Annotated in this window: 15 protein-coding genes; 10 read left to right on the top strand and 5 right to left on the bottom strand. The window is 37.7% G+C overall.

What is annotated here, in order from left to right; genetic code table 11:
* Positions 1 to 122 precede the first annotated feature (122 nt).
* A complete protein-coding gene (rpsT, locus tag DJ533_RS12395; protein WP_065992630.1) occupies positions 123 to 389 on the bottom strand; it encodes a 30S ribosomal protein S20 in 267 nt (88 codons plus the stop codon).
* Between the two features lie 213 nt (positions 390 to 602).
* Between rpsT and DJ533_RS12390 the strand changes: the two genes are divergently transcribed.
* From DJ533_RS12390 to DJ533_RS12350, 9 genes are all read left to right on the top strand, one after another.
* A complete protein-coding gene (locus tag DJ533_RS12390) occupies positions 603 to 1,268 on the top strand; it encodes an NAD(P)H-binding protein (RefSeq protein ID WP_065992631.1) in 666 nt (221 codons plus the stop codon).
* Between the two features lie 12 nt (positions 1,269 to 1,280).
* Positions 1,281 to 1,793 carry a ribonuclease E activity regulator RraA gene (rraA, locus tag DJ533_RS12385; RefSeq protein ID WP_065992633.1) on the top strand — a complete coding sequence of 171 codons (513 nt, stop codon included), beginning with the start codon at positions 1,281 to 1,283 and terminating at the stop codon, positions 1,791 to 1,793.
* Between the two features lie 33 nt (positions 1,794 to 1,826).
* Positions 1,827 to 2,615, top strand: coding sequence for a glutathione S-transferase N-terminal domain-containing protein (locus DJ533_RS12380; protein WP_065992634.1), 789 nt, complete (start codon positions 1,827 to 1,829; stop codon positions 2,613 to 2,615).
* Between the two features lie 391 nt (positions 2,616 to 3,006).
* Positions 3,007 to 3,141, top strand: coding sequence for a hypothetical protein (locus tag DJ533_RS19060; protein WP_267285733.1), 135 nt, complete (start codon positions 3,007 to 3,009; stop codon positions 3,139 to 3,141).
* 23 nt (positions 3,142 to 3,164) lie between these two features.
* Complete coding sequence (locus DJ533_RS12370; RefSeq protein ID WP_065992635.1) at positions 3,165 to 4,106, top strand: Dyp-type peroxidase; 942 nt, start codon at positions 3,165 to 3,167, stop codon at positions 4,104 to 4,106.
* A gap of 96 nt (positions 4,107 to 4,202) precedes the next feature.
* Positions 4,203 to 4,556: a hypothetical protein gene (locus DJ533_RS12365; RefSeq protein WP_065992636.1), complete on the top strand. Its 354-nt coding sequence runs from the start codon at positions 4,203 to 4,205 to the stop codon at positions 4,554 to 4,556.
* A gap of 181 nt (positions 4,557 to 4,737) precedes the next feature.
* Complete coding sequence (gene mfd / locus DJ533_RS12360; RefSeq protein WP_065992638.1) at positions 4,738 to 8,196, top strand: transcription-repair coupling factor; 3,459 nt, start codon at positions 4,738 to 4,740, stop codon at positions 8,194 to 8,196.
* Between the two features lie 232 nt (positions 8,197 to 8,428).
* Complete coding sequence (locus DJ533_RS12355; RefSeq protein WP_065992640.1) at positions 8,429 to 8,863, top strand: HIT domain-containing protein; 435 nt, start codon at positions 8,429 to 8,431, stop codon at positions 8,861 to 8,863.
* A 49-nt stretch (positions 8,864 to 8,912) separates the two neighbouring features.
* The gene (locus tag DJ533_RS12350; protein ID WP_065992642.1) at positions 8,913 to 10,385 is read left to right on the top strand and encodes an adenylate/guanylate cyclase domain-containing protein; all 1,473 of its coding nucleotides are present in this window, start codon (positions 8,913 to 8,915) and stop codon (positions 10,383 to 10,385) included.
* A 201-nt stretch (positions 10,386 to 10,586) separates the two neighbouring features.
* On the opposite strand, the gene DJ533_RS12345 is transcribed toward DJ533_RS12350, so the two are convergent.
* From DJ533_RS12345 to DJ533_RS12335, 3 genes are all read right to left on the bottom strand, one after another.
* Positions 10,587 to 10,973, bottom strand: coding sequence for a carboxymuconolactone decarboxylase family protein (locus DJ533_RS12345; RefSeq protein ID WP_004863731.1), 387 nt, complete (start codon positions 10,971 to 10,973; stop codon positions 10,587 to 10,589).
* 133 nt (positions 10,974 to 11,106) lie between these two features.
* Complete coding sequence (locus DJ533_RS12340) at positions 11,107 to 13,617, bottom strand: acyl-CoA dehydrogenase (protein WP_065992647.1); 2,511 nt, start codon at positions 13,615 to 13,617, stop codon at positions 11,107 to 11,109.
* Positions 13,618 to 14,006: 389 nt separating this feature from the next.
* Positions 14,007 to 14,795 carry an rRNA large subunit pseudouridine synthase E gene (locus DJ533_RS12335; RefSeq protein ID WP_065992649.1) on the bottom strand — a complete coding sequence of 263 codons (789 nt, stop codon included), beginning with the start codon at positions 14,793 to 14,795 and terminating at the stop codon, positions 14,007 to 14,009.
* Positions 14,796 to 14,991: 196 nt separating this feature from the next.
* Here DJ533_RS12335 and icd point away from each other — a divergent pair, with 196 nt between their 5' ends.
* Positions 14,992 to 16,248, top strand: a complete 1,257-nt coding sequence (gene icd / locus DJ533_RS12330) for an NADP-dependent isocitrate dehydrogenase (RefSeq protein WP_065992651.1) — start codon at positions 14,992 to 14,994, stop codon at positions 16,246 to 16,248.
* 60 nt (positions 16,249 to 16,308) lie between these two features.
* Here the strand turns inward: icd and DJ533_RS12325 are convergent, their stop codons facing one another.
* A complete protein-coding gene (locus tag DJ533_RS12325; RefSeq protein ID WP_065992653.1) occupies positions 16,309 to 17,499 on the bottom strand; it encodes a YbfB/YjiJ family MFS transporter in 1,191 nt (396 codons plus the stop codon).
* Positions 17,500 to 17,699 lie beyond the last annotated feature (200 nt).

The following is a 17,699-nucleotide window of genomic DNA, read 5'->3' as shown; positions in this document are numbered from 1 at the left end:
TTAAAGGGATGAAAACTGAGTTAAGATTGTAGTTAAGTGCAACAATATTATTGATTATTATTTTAAGCTGATAATTTCTATTCACAAAAAAAGCCCTAAAAGGGCTCTTTTCACGCAACAAATTAGTTCGCTAATGCTTTAACTTGTGCATTTAAACGGCTCTTATGACGAGCAGCTTTGTTTTTATGGATGATGCCTTTATCAGCCATACGGTCGATGACTGGTACAGCTGTTTTATACGCTTCAGAAGCAGCAGCATAGTCACCAGCAGCGATAGCAGCTACTGTACGTTTAAGATAAGTACGAACCATAGAACGTAAGCTTGCGTTGTGTTTACGTGCTTTAACGTTTTGTTTAGCACGTTTTCTAGCTTGAGCAGAGTTTGCCACTCGTGCACTCCTTGAAAATAGATTGGTCTGGGCGGGCTGAAATTACATCTGAAAACCTACATCAGAGAATTTTCACCAGCCCGTAAACAAGTGCCATATTTTGATTAAAGCGCACATTAAAGTCAAGTCTTGACATGCTTTGACACCAATTAGATGCAGAAAAAAATTCAACAAAGCGTTAGATTATTTATAAATCAAGGAGATTGTTTAAAAATGACACAAACGATTAAAAATGCAGTCGTGATTGGTGCAACAGGTTTGGTGGGTAAAGCTTTAGTCAAACAACTAGACCAATTAGCGCAATGTGAAAAAATTACAGCAGTTGTTCGACAGGAAGATATTGAGCTTAAACAACGCTCTAAAGTGGAACAATTGGTATTAGATGATTTTCTTTTACTGAATGATCAGGATGTTCATGGCTTTAGCCACGCCTTTAGTTGTCTAGGGTCAACTCAGAAAAAAGCAGGATCTAAAGAAAAATTTTATGCCATTGATTTTGAGATAAATGCACATTTTGCTGATTTGTTCGAAACTACGGATACTCACTTGATTTTAGTGAGTGCAATGGGGGCAAATGCAAATTCTAAGATTTTTTATAATCGAGTAAAGGGTGAGTTGGAAAATTACTTACAAAGTTTAGGTTTGGCACGCATTTCTATTATTCGACCTTCTTTGTTGTTAGGTGAGCGAAATGAGCAACGAACATTTGAAGATCTGGGACAAAAAGTTTTTCAAAAATTGTCGCATTTCATTCCAAATACATTTAAATATAAGCCAGTGACAGCCGAACAAGTGGCTCATACTATGGTCGAGATTGCACAAACTCAGACGGATAAATTTGAAATTTATGATAATTTACGCATACAAAATTCCAAATAAAGGAGAATTAAATTGACTTCACCCGCTTTTGTAACTTGCGATTTACTGGATGATCATCCTGAAAAAGACATTCAAACTTTAATTCCTTCTTTAGATGGTCGTTTCTTTAAAAGTTATGGTGCACGCAAAAGTTTTGGCGGTCAAATCGTGACCGTAAAATGCTTTGAGGATAACTCTCGTGTTAAAGAATTATTAGCGACGGATGGCACAGGTAAAGTTTTGGTGGTCGATGGTGGGGCTTCTATGCGGTGTGCCTTGATGGGCGATATGATTGCTGAATCTGCTGTCAAAAATCACTGGAATGGTGTTGTTATTTACGGTTGTGTACGTGATGTGGATGCAATTGCTGAACTTGACCTTGGCATACATGCATTGGCTTCAATTCCACAAAAAAGTAACCGTAAGGGCATAGGCGAAGTCGATGTTCCTTTGTATTTTGGTAGCGTAACTTTCAATTCTGGCGATTTTATCTATGCAGATAACAATGGAATTGTGGTTGCCAAAGAAAAATTAGTTGATCTTTAAAATAAGGGTGCTTAAAACCCTAAGGATAACAAAATGGTGCATCATCAGATAAAAGTTGCTCAAGCATTGATTTCAGCAATTACAGAGGGTGGGCGTGGCGCAAACGGTACGCCATTTCCTAATCAGCCTGAAAAAGCGTTAAAGTTATATGAATTTGAGGGGTCACCATTTTGTCGTCGTGTTCGGGAAGTGATGACATTATTGAATTTGGACTATGAGGTTTATCCATGTCCAAAAGGTGGCACAAAGTACCGTGCAATTGCCAAAGAGCAAGGTGGAAAAGCCCAGTTTCCGTTTTTAATTGATGAAAATACAGGTGAAAAGCTGTATGAATCTCAAGATATTATTAATCACTTATTTAAAAATTATGGTAAAAATGGCAAAACACCGAAAAGATATGCTCGTTATCCCAAATTGCCTATTGTGGCATTTGCAGGGACATTGATAAATGGTGCACGCGGTGTTTGGGTTGATAAAAAAATTGTCAATCGTGAAGCGCCTAAACAACTTTTAGAGTTATGGGGTTTTGAGGCGAGTCCATATACCCGTGTGGTGCGTGGCGTTTTAACTGAGCTAGAACTGCCTTTTGTTTTTCATAATGTGGCAAAAGAGCGTTGGCAAGATCAGGGTCCTTCATTTTTGCGTTTGAAACCTGGTAAATATGTACCCTTAAAAGAGGGTAAACGTTCAAAAGTTGTGGATGTTATGGGGCGTCATAAAAAAGACATTCAAGTGCCATACTTGGTTGATCCAAATACAGGTGCTCAATTATTTGAGTCTGAAGCAATTGTTGATTATTTACAAAAAAAATATGGTGCTTAAATTTTAAGCCTGAAAACATCCGTAAAGGTGCTTTTTTATTGAGATCGGGGATGAGTTTAGGCAAAATATTATACCACTCTTGGAAAGTAACATAATATAAGTGGTTTGTTTTCGACGGAGTCTTACATCTAAAGTTTATATTTTGGAACTAGCCTTCGGCTCGACCTACTTTTGTTTTGGCAAAAGTAGGCAAAACCATTGTCATCCGCAAGACTCGACAAATACCGCAAATTGATTGATGTATTGCAAAAACATTATTCATCATTGGTAGTCCTGCCTCAGACAATTGCGGATGACGTTTCCGCGTCTCAATGTATGATTGGAAGCAGAAAAAAACATTCCGAAATATATTATAAAACTTTTATTGATTGGTATTAAATGACTAGCGTTAATGTTTGAGCAAGAAAATAATTGCTTTAAAATTTGGGTTTATCGTGGACTTGAAAAGCCAATGCTAAAACAAGTGTTGAAAGATGAAATATTTTTCTTCATTTTAGAACATAGAAATTATGTTAAATTAAAATAAATATAACGAATTTAGGAAATATGATGGCGAACACTCGAATTCAACCGGTTATGAGTCGTCCTGGTGAAAATGCGCTATTCATCGTTTTAGGTTTAAATCCAAGTGAAGATGCGATCAGTACAGTGCTCGATTTTGCAGCAAATTTTTCGGCTTTAACACGTAGTTTAACGGGGCGTTATCCAGAAGCACAGTTCAACGCAATTTTAGGTTTTAGCTCAAATGCATGGGATCGTTTATTTCCACATCAAGTAAAACCTAAAGAATTAGAAACATTTAAAGAAATTAAAGGTCCAAAATATACGGCAGTTTCAACTGAAGGGGATTTATTTTTCCATATACGGGCTGATCGTCAGGCTTTGTGCTTTGAGTTAGGCAGTATTATTCAACAACAACTGCAACAGGCGACTTATTCAATCGATGAAGTGCATGGCTTTCGCTATTTTGATGGGCGTGCCATCATCGGTTTTGTGGATGGTACAGAAAATCCTGAGCCTGAAATTGCCGCAGAATACGCTTTAGTCGGGGATGAAGATGCTCAGTTTAGAGGTGGAAGTTATGCCTTTATTCAAAAATATACCCATGACATGCAAAAATGGCGTGCTTTAAGTGATGAAGAACAAGAAAAAGTCATAGGACGTAAAAAGTTTAATGATGTAGAGCTCAGTGATGAGGTAAAACCACTTACCGCACATAATGTAGTGAGTAAGGCACATGATGAACAGGGCAATGAGTTAAAAATCATGCGTGCCAATATGCCATTTTCAAATCCTTCTAAAAATGAATATGGAACATTCTTTATTGGTTACGCACGAAAATTTAGTGTGACTCGTCAGATGCTTGAACATATGTTCCAAGGTGATGCTGCTGGAAATTTAGATCGCCTGCTTGATTTTAGTACAGCACAAACAGGGACTTTATTCTTTGTCCCTACGGTTGATTTCCTTGATGATTTGGGAGATGAGTAACTTTCTAACTAGTCGCTAAGGGATGTGGTGGCGTCCTTTTTCGCTTAATGTTGAATGATTTGCTAAAATGAGATTTTAATCAGGATGAATTTCAAGATGTTTGCAAAAATTGCCGAGCTATTTAAAGCGAATAAAAATACAGCAGAGCAAGCATTTTTACAGGAAAATAATATTCAAATCGATGCTGAAAAAGGTTTTATTGTCGATGGAATCATGGTGAATGATTTATCTGAGCGTCTTGAATATTTTTCTAATCGTAAATTAAATCATTTTGATGACTTAGAGGCATTATTTTATAAAGCAATCTTGATCAATGAAAAAATTGATTTGGAAATTGCTTCAGGGCGTTATGTTCAAAGGCTTGGAAATAATGAGGAAAATTTGAAACAATTAAAAGAGATTATACGAAAATTAAATGCGTATTATAAAGAATTTAAAAGAGAGAAATAGAAAGCATTAAGTAAAACAAAATATGAGCATAACAACTGATGTAAATATAGTGATTTTATTCTGAAGCAAAAAAGTGATATTTAGTCATTTTAAAGCACCACAACAAGATAAACAAAATCACTCAACTGAATAAAGTCATCATGTTAAACTATCGCTCATGTCTTTTAGACCTAAAGCGATTATGTTTAAACAAGAAATTTCTGATCTTCATTTAAAACAACTCAAAGCAGGTGAAAAACGTTGGATCGGCTCCATGCTCGGTTCTTCGGCTGCACTATTATTCAAAGAAATTTCAGAGCAATCTGAGCAGCTATTTGTATTGGTGGCTCGAAATAATCAGCATGTGGGGCAGCTTGAAAGTGAACTTGAGTTTTATGGCATAAAACCGACCATTTTTCCTGACTGGGAAATCTTACCTTATGATCGTTTATCCCCCCATCAAGATATCATTTCAGAACGGCTTTCAATCCTTTCAAATATGCCAACTAAAGGCATATTACTTGTTTCAGCGACAACTTTGGCACAACGTGTTGCACCTACATCATGGGTTCTAGGTGAGCATTTTGATATTAAAGTTGGACAAAAATTTGACTTAGAACAACAAAAAATGCGTTTGATTCAAGCAGGTTATCACTTGGTCGATACTGTTTATGATCATGGTGAGTTTGCGGTACGTGGCAGTATTATGGATATTTATGCCTCTGGGCAAAATGCTCCGATTCGCATAGATTTATTTGATGATGAAATTGATAGTTTAAAATTTTTCGATCCTGAAACGCAAAGAACTACCACCAAACTAGACAACTTTACAGTATTGCCTGCTAAAGAATTTCCACTGAAAGAAGCACGTTCGACATTCCGTGATCGTTATGCAGAGAGTTTTCCAACGGCAAATCCAAAGAAAAACCCGATTTATGCTGATGTACTTGATGGGATTGCTTCAGCAGGATTAGACTTTTATTTCCCATTATTTTTTAGTAAAGAGGCGATGCAAGGTCAAAGTAGTCTGACAGCGTACTTACCTGAGCATTGCATTGTCATTACAGATACACATTTGGATGAAGGTTTAACTCATTTTTGGAAAGATGTGATGCGTCGCTATGAAGATCGTCGTCACAATGTGGATCAGCCTTTATTGCCGCCTGAAGAACTGTTTATCCAACCAAATCAGTTGTTTGAATATTTAAATCATTTCCCAAGAATTATTGCTTCCACTGAAAAGATTGAGTTAAAAGCGGGTGCACTTAACTTATCAGCAGAATTACCGCCTCGTTTGCCTGTCGATCCAAAACAAGAGCGCCCCTTCAGTGCTGTTAAAACTTATATTGATGAAGCCAATCATCCTGTATTACTGGTGGCTGAAAGTGCGGGTCGTCGTGAAACCTTAAAAGATGCCTTGCGTCCAAGTTTGGGTGAAATTCCAGTTGTAGAAAACTTTAGCGAATTTCAAAGCTCAAATTTTTCAGTTGCGATTACCCATGCGCCTTTAGATCGTGGTTTGGTAGTCACAGATAGTTTGTCGGTTATTTCTGAAAATCAATTGTATGAACATCGTGTGGTACAGCGTCGTCGTAAACGTCAACAAGAAGTTTCTGAAGAATTTTTAATTAAAAGTTTAACGGAACTGAATATCGGTGCGCCTGTGGTGCATATTGATCATGGTGTGGGGCGTTATGCAGGTTTGGTTACCTTAAACATTGACGAGCAAGATTATGAGTTTTTACAGCTCAATTATGCAGATGAAGCAAAAGTTTATGTGCCTGTGACGCATTTACATTTGATTAGTCGTTTTAGTGGTGGTGATCCTGATCTTGCGCCTTTACATAAGCTCGGTACCGATGCTTGGAATAAAGCCAAACGCAAAGCACTTGAGCAAATCCATGATGTTGCAGCCGAATTATTGCATATACAGGCACGTCGTCAGTCTAAGCCTGGTATTAGTTTTGAGCTTGAACAAAGTGCTTATATGCAATTTTCAAGTGGTTTTGCTTATGAAGAAACGCTTGATCAAGCCAATGCGATTGAGGCGACTTTGCATGATATGCAACTTGCTAAACCGATGGATCGTTTGGTCTGTGGTGATGTGGGTTTCGGTAAAACAGAAGTGGCGATGCGGGCAGCATTTGTTGCAGTACAAAATGATAAGCAAGTTGCAGTGCTTGTACCGACTACACTTTTAGCACAACAACATTATGAATCATTTAAAGATCGTTTTGCCGATTGGCCAATTCGTATTGAGGTTTTATCACGTTTCGGAACGAGCAAAACTCATACCAAAACCATTGAAGATTTAGCGGAAGGTAAAGTAGACATTGTCATCGGCACGCATAAGATTTTGCAAGAAAATGTGCAATTTAAAAACTTAGGTTTGATGATTGTTGATGAAGAACATCGTTTTGGTGTGCGTGACAAAGAACGTATTAAAGCCATGCGTGCGGATGTGGATATGTTGACGCTGACAGCGACTCCGATTCCACGAACATTGAATATGGCATTTTCAGGCATGCGTGATCTATCCATTATTGCCACGCCACCTGCACGCCGTTTAGCTGTCAAAACCTTTGTCAATGAACAAACTAACGAAACCATGAAAGAGGCGATTCTGCGTGAATTGTTACGTGGTGGTCAGGTGTATATCCTACATAATGAAGTTGAAACCATTGAACGTGCCGCTGAAAATATTCGCAATCTTGTACCTGAGGCACGTGTTGCGGTAGCACATGGGCAAATGCGTGAACGTGAACTTGAACAAGTCATGCAGCAGTTTTATCACAAAGAATATAATGTTCTTGTCTGTTCAACCATTATTGAAACAGGCATTGATGTGCCGAATGCCAATACGATTATCATTGAACGTGCTGATAAACTAGGGCTTGCACAACTACATCAACTTCGTGGACGGGTGGGGCGTTCACATCACCAAGCCTATGCTTATTTGATGGTACCGTCGATCAAAGGTTTAAAAGGTGATGCAGAAAAACGTCTTGATGCGATTTCACGTGCATCGACTCTGGGTGCAGGCTTTATGTTGGCAACTGAAGACTTGGAAATTCGTGGTGCAGGTGAATTACTCGGTGAACAGCAAAGTGGTTCAATGAATGCGATTGGTTATAGCTTGTATATGGAAATGTTGGAAAAAGCCACCAAAGCTATTCAACAAGGCAAGACCCCGAACTTCGATGCACCATTGTCTTTAACTTCGGAAATTACTTTGCATATGCCAGCATTGATTCCAGATGATTATTTGGGAGATGTACATCAACGTTTGATGTTCTATAAGCGGATCAGCAATACCGATACCCAAGAAAAGCTCGATAATATTCGTATGGAGCTGATTGATCGCTTTGGTGTACCGCCGATTGCAGTCAAACAATTGTTTAGTGTGCATCAGATTCGTATTCAAGCCGAACAGTTAGGCATTACTAAAATTGATATTGGTGCAAATGGTGGTTCTATTGAGTTCTCACCAGACACACCAGTGCAAGCCATAACCATTATCCAACTCATGCAAAAGCAACCTACTTACTATCGTATGGAAGGGGGGCAAAAACTCAAAGTGATGGTGATGCTTGAGGAAAATGACAAACGTATTCAGTTTATTTTAGACTTACTGAATAAGCTTCTCGCTGACTTAAAATAGTTCAAACGCCAATCGTTACACTTTTGTGGTGTAACGATTGCAAAAATAGACGGCAATATATCAGCCAATGTGTGTACCTAATATGTTTATCACTTTTTAGTCAATAGATTTGTCATCCAGATCCAAACAAACTGTATTTATTTGTACCAAAACACAAGCCTAGCAATATTCACGCTAAAACTGATGTGTTAGTATTAGATATCGTTTTTACTTTTATGTCATTTATAAAGATATGTTTAGTTTGCATCCCCAACTTGCTCAAGATACGTTTTTTGTCGGCGATTTTCCGCTTTCTACATGTCGTTTAATGAATGATATGCAATTTCCTTGGCTCATTCTCATCCCTCGTGTGCCAGGGATTACTGAGCTCTATGAACTCAGCCAAGCCGATCAAGAACAGTTTTTACGTGAATCAAGCTGGCTCTCAAGCCAACTTTCTCGTGTATTCCGTGCAGATAAAATGAATGTCGCTGCTTTAGGAAATATGGTGCCACAATTACATTTTCATCATGTGGTGCGTTATCAAAATGATACAGCGTGGCCAAAACCAGTATTTGGTTTACCCGCAGTGCCTTATTCAAATGAAGTTTTAGCACATATGCGTCAAACTTTGATGCTTGCGCTTCGTGGTCAAGGGGATATGCCATTTGACTGGCGCATGGACTAAAGACTTGCATATGGATAAGTGAATAATAAATGACATTCGAGGTCATCATTTGCCATTAGAACGTATGTTTGATAAGCAACCTAAGCAATTTGAAATATTTCAGCGTTTGATGGGATATATCATGATTGCGGTGATGTTGCTGATTTATTACTTCACTTCTCCCAATGCACATAATCAGCTTTATGTGCCGATCTTTATTCTTTTTATTTTTCTCATTAGTCCTCGCTTGTCACGTTGGCTAGAATATCAATATGGTTCTGTGGTTCGCAAAAGTGTCTATTTCCTGATTGATATTGTGGTCATTGCAACCGCTTTAGCTGCTGTCCATCTCAGCCTTGTCATTACCTTTATTTTATTATTTGTTGCGATTTATTTGGCAGTAAATCATAAAATTTCGATGATGATTGGTTCGTTAGCGCTTTTAATCAGTATTTTTGTTTTTTATTTTAATATTATTTTTATCTTTGGTTTTGATGATTATTTTCAGCAAACTTCTATAGAACTGACTGTGCTAAGTTTTATGGGATTGATTATTTTTATTAATATTTCAAATTATTATCAAAAAAGAAGAATGAAGCGAGTCGATTTACAGCGTCAAAATTATTTTAATGAAATGAATCGATATATTCAGCTTTCTAATCAACTGAGTCGCTATGCGCCATTACAATTATGGCAATCTATCATGCGTGGTGAAACTGAGGCAAAGTTAGAATATAAACGTAAAAAAATAACAGTATTTTTTTCAGATATTCAAGGTTTTACAGAGCTTTCTGAAACTTTAATTCCCGATGATTTGGCTTTTGTATTAAATGATTATTTGAGTCATATGACAGAAATTGCCAAGCAATATGGTGCAACCATTGATAAGTTTATGGGGGATGCTATTTTAATCTTCTTTGGCGATCCTGAATCACAGGGCGTAGAACAAGATGCAAAAAACTGTTTAGATATGGCACTGGCAATGCGTCAGCAAATGAAATTTTTGCGAGCACGATGGGAAAAAATGGGCTATGCACCGCTACATATTCGTATGGGAATTAGTACGGGGTATTGCCACGTAGGCAACTATGGTGCAGTGCATCGTATGACTTACACCATTGTTGGGCGTGATGCAAATTTAGCAGCACGTTTACAAAGTGCTGCTGAAATTGATGAGATTTTAATTTCAGATGATACTTATAAATTAGTAAAAAGTTGTTATTTATGTGCACCTAAAGAGCCGATGGAGTTAAAAGGTATTCAAGATGCTGTGAAAACTTGGCAAGTTATGGAAAAATATTCAAATATTCAGAATGAAAATGAGCAATGGTTTGACTACGAGTACAAAGGTTTTCATTTAGTTTTGGATATGCAGGAAGTTCAAAATTTTGAATATATTGAATTAATTAATGTATTAGAAAGTATGATTAAGCGTATTCAAGCTCAAGAGCAGTTGACCAATACGCATGGGGTTGCAAAGTTAAGATTAGAGGATGAAGTGATATCTTTCGAAAAAACTTTAGATTTGAGTGATGAGAAATAAGGCATAAGTTGTTGATTTCTTTTTTGACTTATATTCAGCAAAGTGTTTCAAAAAAGTATGCTAACGATATTTTATTGGCTATATTGGTGTCGTAAGATCTTAAAAGTAAATTTAATTTATTTTTTCTATCGGCAGATTTGACTAACATATAATATAATTTAGAGCACGAAGGCTGAAGCAGTATCAGCCTTATAAGATGTTTTATTCTGTTTTTTGATATTCATTAATGACTTCGAGTGCAGCACGAAATGCTTCTTGAGTGGCTGGTGCGCCGCAATATGGCAAGCTGTGTAGTAAAACTTCTTGGATTTCCTCAACCGTTGCGCCATTGTTTAATGCGCCACGAACATGACCTTTGAGCTCAGTCGGGCTTTTTTGAGCAGTTAAAAAAGCAATGGTAATGAGAGAACGATACTTACGCGGTAAAACACCTTCACGTTGCCAAGTTGAGCCCCAAGCATGTTCATTGATCCAGTCTTGTAAGGGTTGGGTGAATGGTACGGTATTGTCTTGTGCGCGCTTTACAAAACTTTCGCCCATCACTTCGGTACGAACTTTTAAACCATTTTCATAGTCTTGTTGTGACATGATTGCATCCTAAAATTTAAAAATATATGTATTAGCCTAACCTTTTTTATTAAGAATGCCATAGTCGAAACGTCTAAGTATGCAATAAAAAAGTGACCCCGCAGAGTCACTTTTAATGACGTATAAAACTTTATTAAGTCAACACAATATGTTCATCAACTTCACTTTGTTGTGCGGTGATCGCTGGGGCAATGTGCGGATTTTCTAAGGGTAAAACCTGTTGTAAAGATTCATCAAAAATGTCGGTGAGCATACTGTCATAACGCATCGCGTTATAAGTTGTTAATTTTTCCGCTTGTTCAGCATTGATAAATCCTGTTTCAAGTGCATTTTGAATGTGTTCCTCAAAACTTAAACCCGTAAATTGTCCTTTAGATTCCGCTTTTTTGAATTTATCCCAAAGTTGTTCAATGTCCAATAACATTTGGAAAGTGATTTCCATACGTCCGAATGCACTGTTTGGATCAAGTGAATAATGTACATGCTGTTTCAGTACATCTCGGAAAGGATTTTCCTCAAGCATTTGTGCTGCTACGGTTTGTTTAAGCTGATCGCTTACAGCTTGAATTGGACGACCAAAAGGAAAGCACATCCATTTCACTAATTTTGCTGGGAAAGCTTTTGGAAAATTATCAAATAAGCCCAAAAATGCTTCTTGCGCTGCAAGTAAGGCTTTATTTAATGCCAGTTTTGCATGCAGCTGCTCTTGTTCAGAACGATTGCTTTGCTCATAAAATTTTAAAATGGCGGTGCTAATAAACATTTGTGCATGAATATCTGCTAAACGTCCTGATAGCATTTCTTTACGTTTAATATCACCTGCTAACAGGCCTAAACACATGTCTGCGGTGAGGGCAAAATTGGCACTGAAACGATTTAAAATTTTATAATAAGGACGAGTAAATTCATCGGCAGAATCAGGGGCTGCATTTGATGCACCAATATAACCATAGGTAAATGAACGTGCAGCACGATTAAAAGTATAGCCTAAATGTTGATACAACATTTCGTTAAAAGTTTTTAAGGCAGTACTTTTATCTTCTGCTTGCAACAATTGTAATTCTTCAAATAGATAAGGATGGCAACGCATTGAACCTTGACCAAAAATCATCAGTGAACGACTGAGAATATTTGCCCCCTCCACCGTGATCGAAATAGGAATTGCTTGATACATATTCGCAAGGAAATTACGAGGTCCTTGTTGGATGGCACGACCACCCACCACATCCATGCCATGATTGACAACTTTACGCATGGTTTCTGTGGCATAGTATTTTGCCATTGCGGTCATGACGGCAGGTTTACCGCCCTGATTTAAGCCACAGGTGACCAAATAACGAAATGCCTCAAGCATATAGGTGTCACTCGCCATGTCACTCATGACTTCTTGCACACCTTCGAATTTACCCACAGACAGTTTGAATTGTTGGCGAACTTTAGCAAAAGCACCAACAGACAAATAGCTCATTTCACCAGCTGCTGTAGACAGGGCAGGCAGTGAAATGCCACGTCCTACACCTAAACATTCCATCAGCATACGCCAGCCTTTACCTGCGTTTTTAGGTCCACCAATGATCCAGTTGATTGGAATAAATACATCTTTTCCTTCCACGGTACCATTCATAAATGGTGAGCCGCCAGGGTGGTGACGAGGACCAACACGTACACCTTCATGGGATGCTGGAATTAAGGCGCAAGTAATGCCATATTCTATTTTATTTTCATCGCCCAATAATCCTTCAGGATCATAAAGTTTAAATGCCAAACCAATTACAGTGGCAACAGGTGCTAAGGTAATCCAGCGTTTAGAAAAGTTCATTTTCAAGCCAAGCACTTGCTGACCTTCAAACTCTCCGTAACAGACGATACCAGTATCTGGAATTGCACCTGCATCTGAACCTGCTTCAGGACTGGTTAAACCAAAACATGGAATTTCAGTACCTGCGGCTAAACCAGGTAGGTAACGGTCTTTTTGTTCATCTGTTCCATAATTTAATAATAATTCACCTGGTCCAAGTGAATTTGGCACCATACAGGTCACTGCCGCAGTTAAAGATTTGGAGGCAATCTTGCTCATGATGCGACTTTGTGCAAAAGGGGTAAATTCACGTCCACCATAAGATTTTGGAATGATTAAACCAAAGAAACCGTTGTCTTGGATAAAGTGCCATGCTTCAGCAGATAAATCTTGTTGTTGATGAATTTCCCATTCATCTAACATTGCGCACAATTGTTCTACTTCATTGTCTAAAAAAGATTGTTCTTCCGTCGATAATGTTGGATAGGGGTAATCATTCAATTTTTTCCAATCGGGTGCCCCCATAAATAACTCTTTTTCCCACCAACTGGTGCCTGCATCTAGTGCTTCACGTTCAGTGGTACTCATACTTGGCATAGCATTTGCCAATATTTTATAGGCAGGTTTTGAAATTAAAGCCATTCGTAAGGGTGAGATCAGCACAATCAAACTGATCAGTATGAGTGGCACACCAAGTAGCAGTGACCACGGGTTTAAAAATGCAGTTGCGATACCCATGAAAATGACAGTCACGGCGCCTAGCGTACGCGGAAAGGCAAAAAAGAAAACTGTCCATAAACTTATAATTTGTAAAAGAATTGCGATAACAAGGCTGAGCCATAGCATGAATGTCTTACTCCTCTTGCATGTAATTGGTTTTAATCGGTGGCTTAAGACAACAACAGAAATAGAGTGAAATCGGTAAAAGTTCTATTTCATGAATATGTATAAAAAACAATGTACTGTTTATTGTTTTAGTTTTAGTCAATTTGGAGGGGGTGTTTCAACCAAGATTGTTAGGTATTTTGTGAGGAAAAGTTAACCACGTAATCAAGTTGAAATTTAAAAAGTTAAGCAGATGAATCCGTTGCTAACTTTTGAAAGACAAAATAAGGCGTTTTGGGTTTATTTTTTCAAAATAAAAAGCATTAAAATTACAAATAGAAATAAATTAAAAATAAGCATTTATGTAATAAAAAAGCCCACATTTGTGAGCTCTATCTAACGGCTAAAACTTAACGTCCACTCCGTCCACGACCACGTGGAGTTTTGGTATTCGGGCGAGTGGTTCCATTGGTTCTACGTTTTGGTTTTTCATGCTCTTCCATTTGCCAAATACGTTTAGTACCTGATTTTTTAACAGAACCATCTTTGTTTTTACGTACCATTGGCTTACCACCTGTACCACCTGGTTTTTTTACATAAGATCGAGAACGATACGGTTCTTCAGCAGGAATATTTTGGAAGTCTGGATACAGTAATGGTTCGATTTCTTTGGTTTCACCAGATTTTAACTGCATTTGTACCAAATCAATTGCACCAATTTTGGTGCGAATTAAACGTAAAGTTGGAAAACCAACGGCTGAAGTCATACGACGCACTTGACGATTACGCCCTTCACAGATTGAAATTTCAATCCAAGATGTAGGAATATTGGCACGGAAACGGACAGGCGGATCACGTTCCCACAACCAAGCAGGTTGCTCAACCTTTTCAGCTTTAGCAGCTAAAGTCATGCCATCTTTGAGTTCGACACCTTTACGTAGTTGCTCTAAAGCTTCTTCAGTGACATCACCATCGACCTGAACCAAGTAAGTTTTAAACTTTTTATTGGCAGGGTTGGTGATATATTGGTTTAGACCGCCGTGATCAGTCAGAAAGACCAAACCTTCAGAGTCCATGTCCAAACGACCAGCCAAACGTAAACTAGGATCATCTACGAAGTCTGACATCGTCATATGTGCTTCGTCTTTACGGAATTGGGAGAGAACACCGTAGGGTTTGTTCAAGATGACGATTTTCATAAAAATGCTTCTTTGATTCAGATAAATTCTAAAAACAATGTGTTTTATTTAATAGAGAAATGTTGTTATTCCTCATATAAATCTCAAAAAACACTGGAATTCAATTAATCTATTATGCGTGAAGAAAGGTAGAAAGTATCGTTTCTCGGCAATTATTTTTAAAAATCGCCAATTATAAAAAGGGAGAACCTGAATCATGGGTTATCAAAAAATCGTAGTACCTGTAGATGGAAGTAAAATTACAGTTAACGCAGATTTATCCTTAAATGTCCCAAATCATCCGATTATCCCTTTCATTGAAGGTGATGGAATCGGGGTGGATATTACTCCGACCATGCAAGCTGTGGTCAATGCCGCAGTACAAAAAGCTTATGGTGGCAAACGCTGTATAGAATGGATGGAAGTCTATTGCGGTGAAAAAGCAAACAAAATTTATGGCACTTATATGCCAGAAGAAACATTTGAAGCATTACGTGAATATGTTGTTTCCATTAAAGGTCCTTTAACCACGCCTGTGGGTGGTGGAATCCGTTCATTGAATGTTGCTCTGCGTCAAGAATTAGATTTATATGTTTGTGTGCGTCCTGTACGCTGGTTTAAAGGAGTTCCTTCTCCTGTAAAACATCCAGAACTCACAGATATGGTGATTTTCCGTGAAAATTCTGAAGATATTTATGCTGGTATCGAGTGGAAAGCTGATTCTCCTGAAGCGAAAAAAGTCATTAAATTTTTAAAAGAAGAAATGGGCGTTACCAAAATTCGTTTTGAAGACAATTGTGGTATCGGGATCAAACCTGTTTCAAAAGAAGGAACTGAGCGTTTAGTGCGTAAAGCTATCCAATTTGCGATTGATAATGATAAGCCAAGTGTAACCTTAGTACATAAAGGTAATATCATGAAATATACCGAAGGTGCGTTTAAAGAATGGGGCTACGAACTTGCGCTTGATCGTTTTGGCGGTGAGTTACTTGATGGTGGTCCTTGGGTGAAAATTAAAAATCCAAAAACGGGCAAAGACATTATTATTAAAGATGTGATTGCGGATGCTTTCTTACAGCAAATTTTAATGCGTCCTGCAGATTATTCTGTGATTGCGACTTTAAACTTAAATGGTGACTATGTTTCCGATGCTTTAGCTGCAGAAGTTGGTGGTATTGGAATTGCACCTGGTGCGAATATTGGTGGCGCAATTGCAGTATATGAGGCAACGCATGGCACAGCACCTAAATATGCAGGTCAAGACAAAGTCAATCCTGGCTCGATCATTTTATCTGCGGAAATGATGTTGCGAGATATGGGATGGATCGAAGCAGCTGATTTGATTATTAAAGGTATTTCAGGTGCGATAGCAGCGAAAACCGTGACTTATGACTTTGAGCGTTTAATGGAAAATGCCAAATTATTACGTTGTTCTGAGTTTGGTGAAGCTATCATAGTGCACATGGGCGACTGAACACATTCCAATGCAATAAAACCCATAATCTATTTATGGGTTTTATTGCCAGCTTAATACTTAATTCTGTTGATATTTGTGTGTGCTTATTCGCATGCTATAAACAAAAAACTGCACTGTTCCCAATAATAAAACTGCTGAAGCTAAAATAAACTGTTGATGATAAGACACCCCAAAATGTTGTAAAGCGCTAAAACACAAACCACCGATCAGTTGTGTCAACGCAAAACATAAGGTAGCGATACTCCATAATTTTTTATACGCAATTCCATATAAATGCATGATGGTATAAGAGGTTAAAAACACAACAGCAGGATTGAGCAGACCTGTAAAAAATGAGGATGCATACGTAAAAATAGGATGAATATTTAAAACAGCAATAATAATCGCAATCACATAAGCACTATATAAGATTTTTAATGCCATAAAATGCCCAAATTTTCTTGCACAGAGATAGGCGGTTACTGCACCCAATGCACTACCTGTACCATATAAAATCCAATTAAAATTGATATGATATAGATTTAAATGCAAGGTGTTTTTTAAGTAATCAATCCAGAATAACGAATGAGGTACATAAGCAAATGCACTACAAGAATAGACAATCAACAAACAAAAATACATAGCGTCGATGCTGTTTGCTTGTTGAGTCGGAGCTTGAATATTACTTAAATGGCTTTTGAAAATATTGAGTAAATACAAAAGAATCAAACTAATTAAAAATGCGAATGCAAACAAAATCAGCCATGCTGTTTGGGTCGCAATTCGGTCTAAAAATGGCATGAATAACGTTGCCAATAAAACACCAATCCCAATCCCACTAAAGCCAATAAAATTAATATTTAAGCGATCTTGTGCAGCACAGCATTGTACAACCACACTTGGTGCAAGAATCATGAGCAAGCCACCACTAATCCCTGAGATGGTGCGCCAAACTACATACCAAAGGTTTGGAAAGTCGGAAAATGCACAACTTAATAAGCTAAGCGTTCCTACAAAAGCTGCATACAGCAAATACTTTGCCATGCTTTGGTTTTGCGGTAATTTCATCGCTACAAAAGCCCCGATCAAATAACCGAGCAAATTAGCACTGCCTAAAATACTAGCAAAATTTGCTGACCACTCATAACTCTCACGAGTGGAGGGTAGCAGTGCGGTATAAGAAAAGCGTAATAAGCCGATTCCTAGACATGTACTTAAGCACAAGAAAAGGCTCAGTTTAATTTTACTAATATAAGTATTATCATCCATGCTATTTTTATCTTTTGGTTAAGATTTGAACTTACACTAAATATCTTATGCATGCTTGGCAAGCCATAATCATCATTTATTTAATAAATATTTTGGGTTGAAACAACTTTGTTTTTACATGAAAAGGAAATTAAAAATATAAAAAGATGTGAACTGTATCTATTTTAAAAATAAAATTATATCTGTCATCATTTTCAGCA

Origin of the sequence: Acinetobacter defluvii (assembly GCF_001704615.3) — a bacterium.
GTDB classification, from domain to species: domain Bacteria; phylum Pseudomonadota; class Gammaproteobacteria; order Pseudomonadales; family Moraxellaceae; genus Acinetobacter; species Acinetobacter defluvii.
Note: the sequence above shows the minus strand (reverse complement) of the source record. Positions and strands in the feature narration are given on the sequence as shown.

Bases quoted from the DNA above. Each gene is read 5' to 3' on its own strand.
- DJ533_RS12390 (WP_065992631.1), top strand. From the start codon at position 603: ATGACACAAACGATTAAAAATGCAGTCGTGATTGGTGCAACAGGTTTG.
- DJ533_RS12380 (WP_065992634.1), top strand. From the start codon at position 1,827: ATGGTGCATCATCAGATAAAAGTTGCTCAAGCATTGATTTCAGCAATT.
- DJ533_RS19060 (WP_267285733.1), top strand. From the start codon at position 3,007: ATGTTTGAGCAAGAAAATAATTGCTTTAAAATTTGGGTTTATCGTGGA.
- DJ533_RS12370 (WP_065992635.1), top strand. From the start codon at position 3,165: ATGGCGAACACTCGAATTCAACCGGTTATGAGTCGTCCTGGTGAAAAT.
- DJ533_RS12365 (WP_065992636.1), top strand. From the start codon at position 4,203: ATGTTTGCAAAAATTGCCGAGCTATTTAAAGCGAATAAAAATACAGCA.
- mfd (WP_065992638.1), top strand. From the start codon at position 4,738: ATGTTTAAACAAGAAATTTCTGATCTTCATTTAAAACAACTCAAAGCA.
- DJ533_RS12355 (WP_065992640.1), top strand. From the start codon at position 8,429: ATGTTTAGTTTGCATCCCCAACTTGCTCAAGATACGTTTTTTGTCGGC.
- DJ533_RS12345 (WP_004863731.1), bottom strand. From the start codon at position 10,973: ATGTCACAACAAGACTATGAAAATGGTTTAAAAGTTCGTACCGAAGTG.
- DJ533_RS12340 (WP_065992647.1), bottom strand. From the start codon at position 13,617: ATGCTATGGCTCAGCCTTGTTATCGCAATTCTTTTACAAATTATAAGT.
- DJ533_RS12335 (WP_065992649.1), bottom strand. From the start codon at position 14,795: ATGAAAATCGTCATCTTGAACAAACCCTACGGTGTTCTCTCCCAATTC.
- icd (WP_065992651.1), top strand. From the start codon at position 14,992: ATGGGTTATCAAAAAATCGTAGTACCTGTAGATGGAAGTAAAATTACA.
- DJ533_RS12325 (WP_065992653.1), bottom strand. From the start codon at position 17,499: ATGGATGATAATACTTATATTAGTAAAATTAAACTGAGCCTTTTCTTG.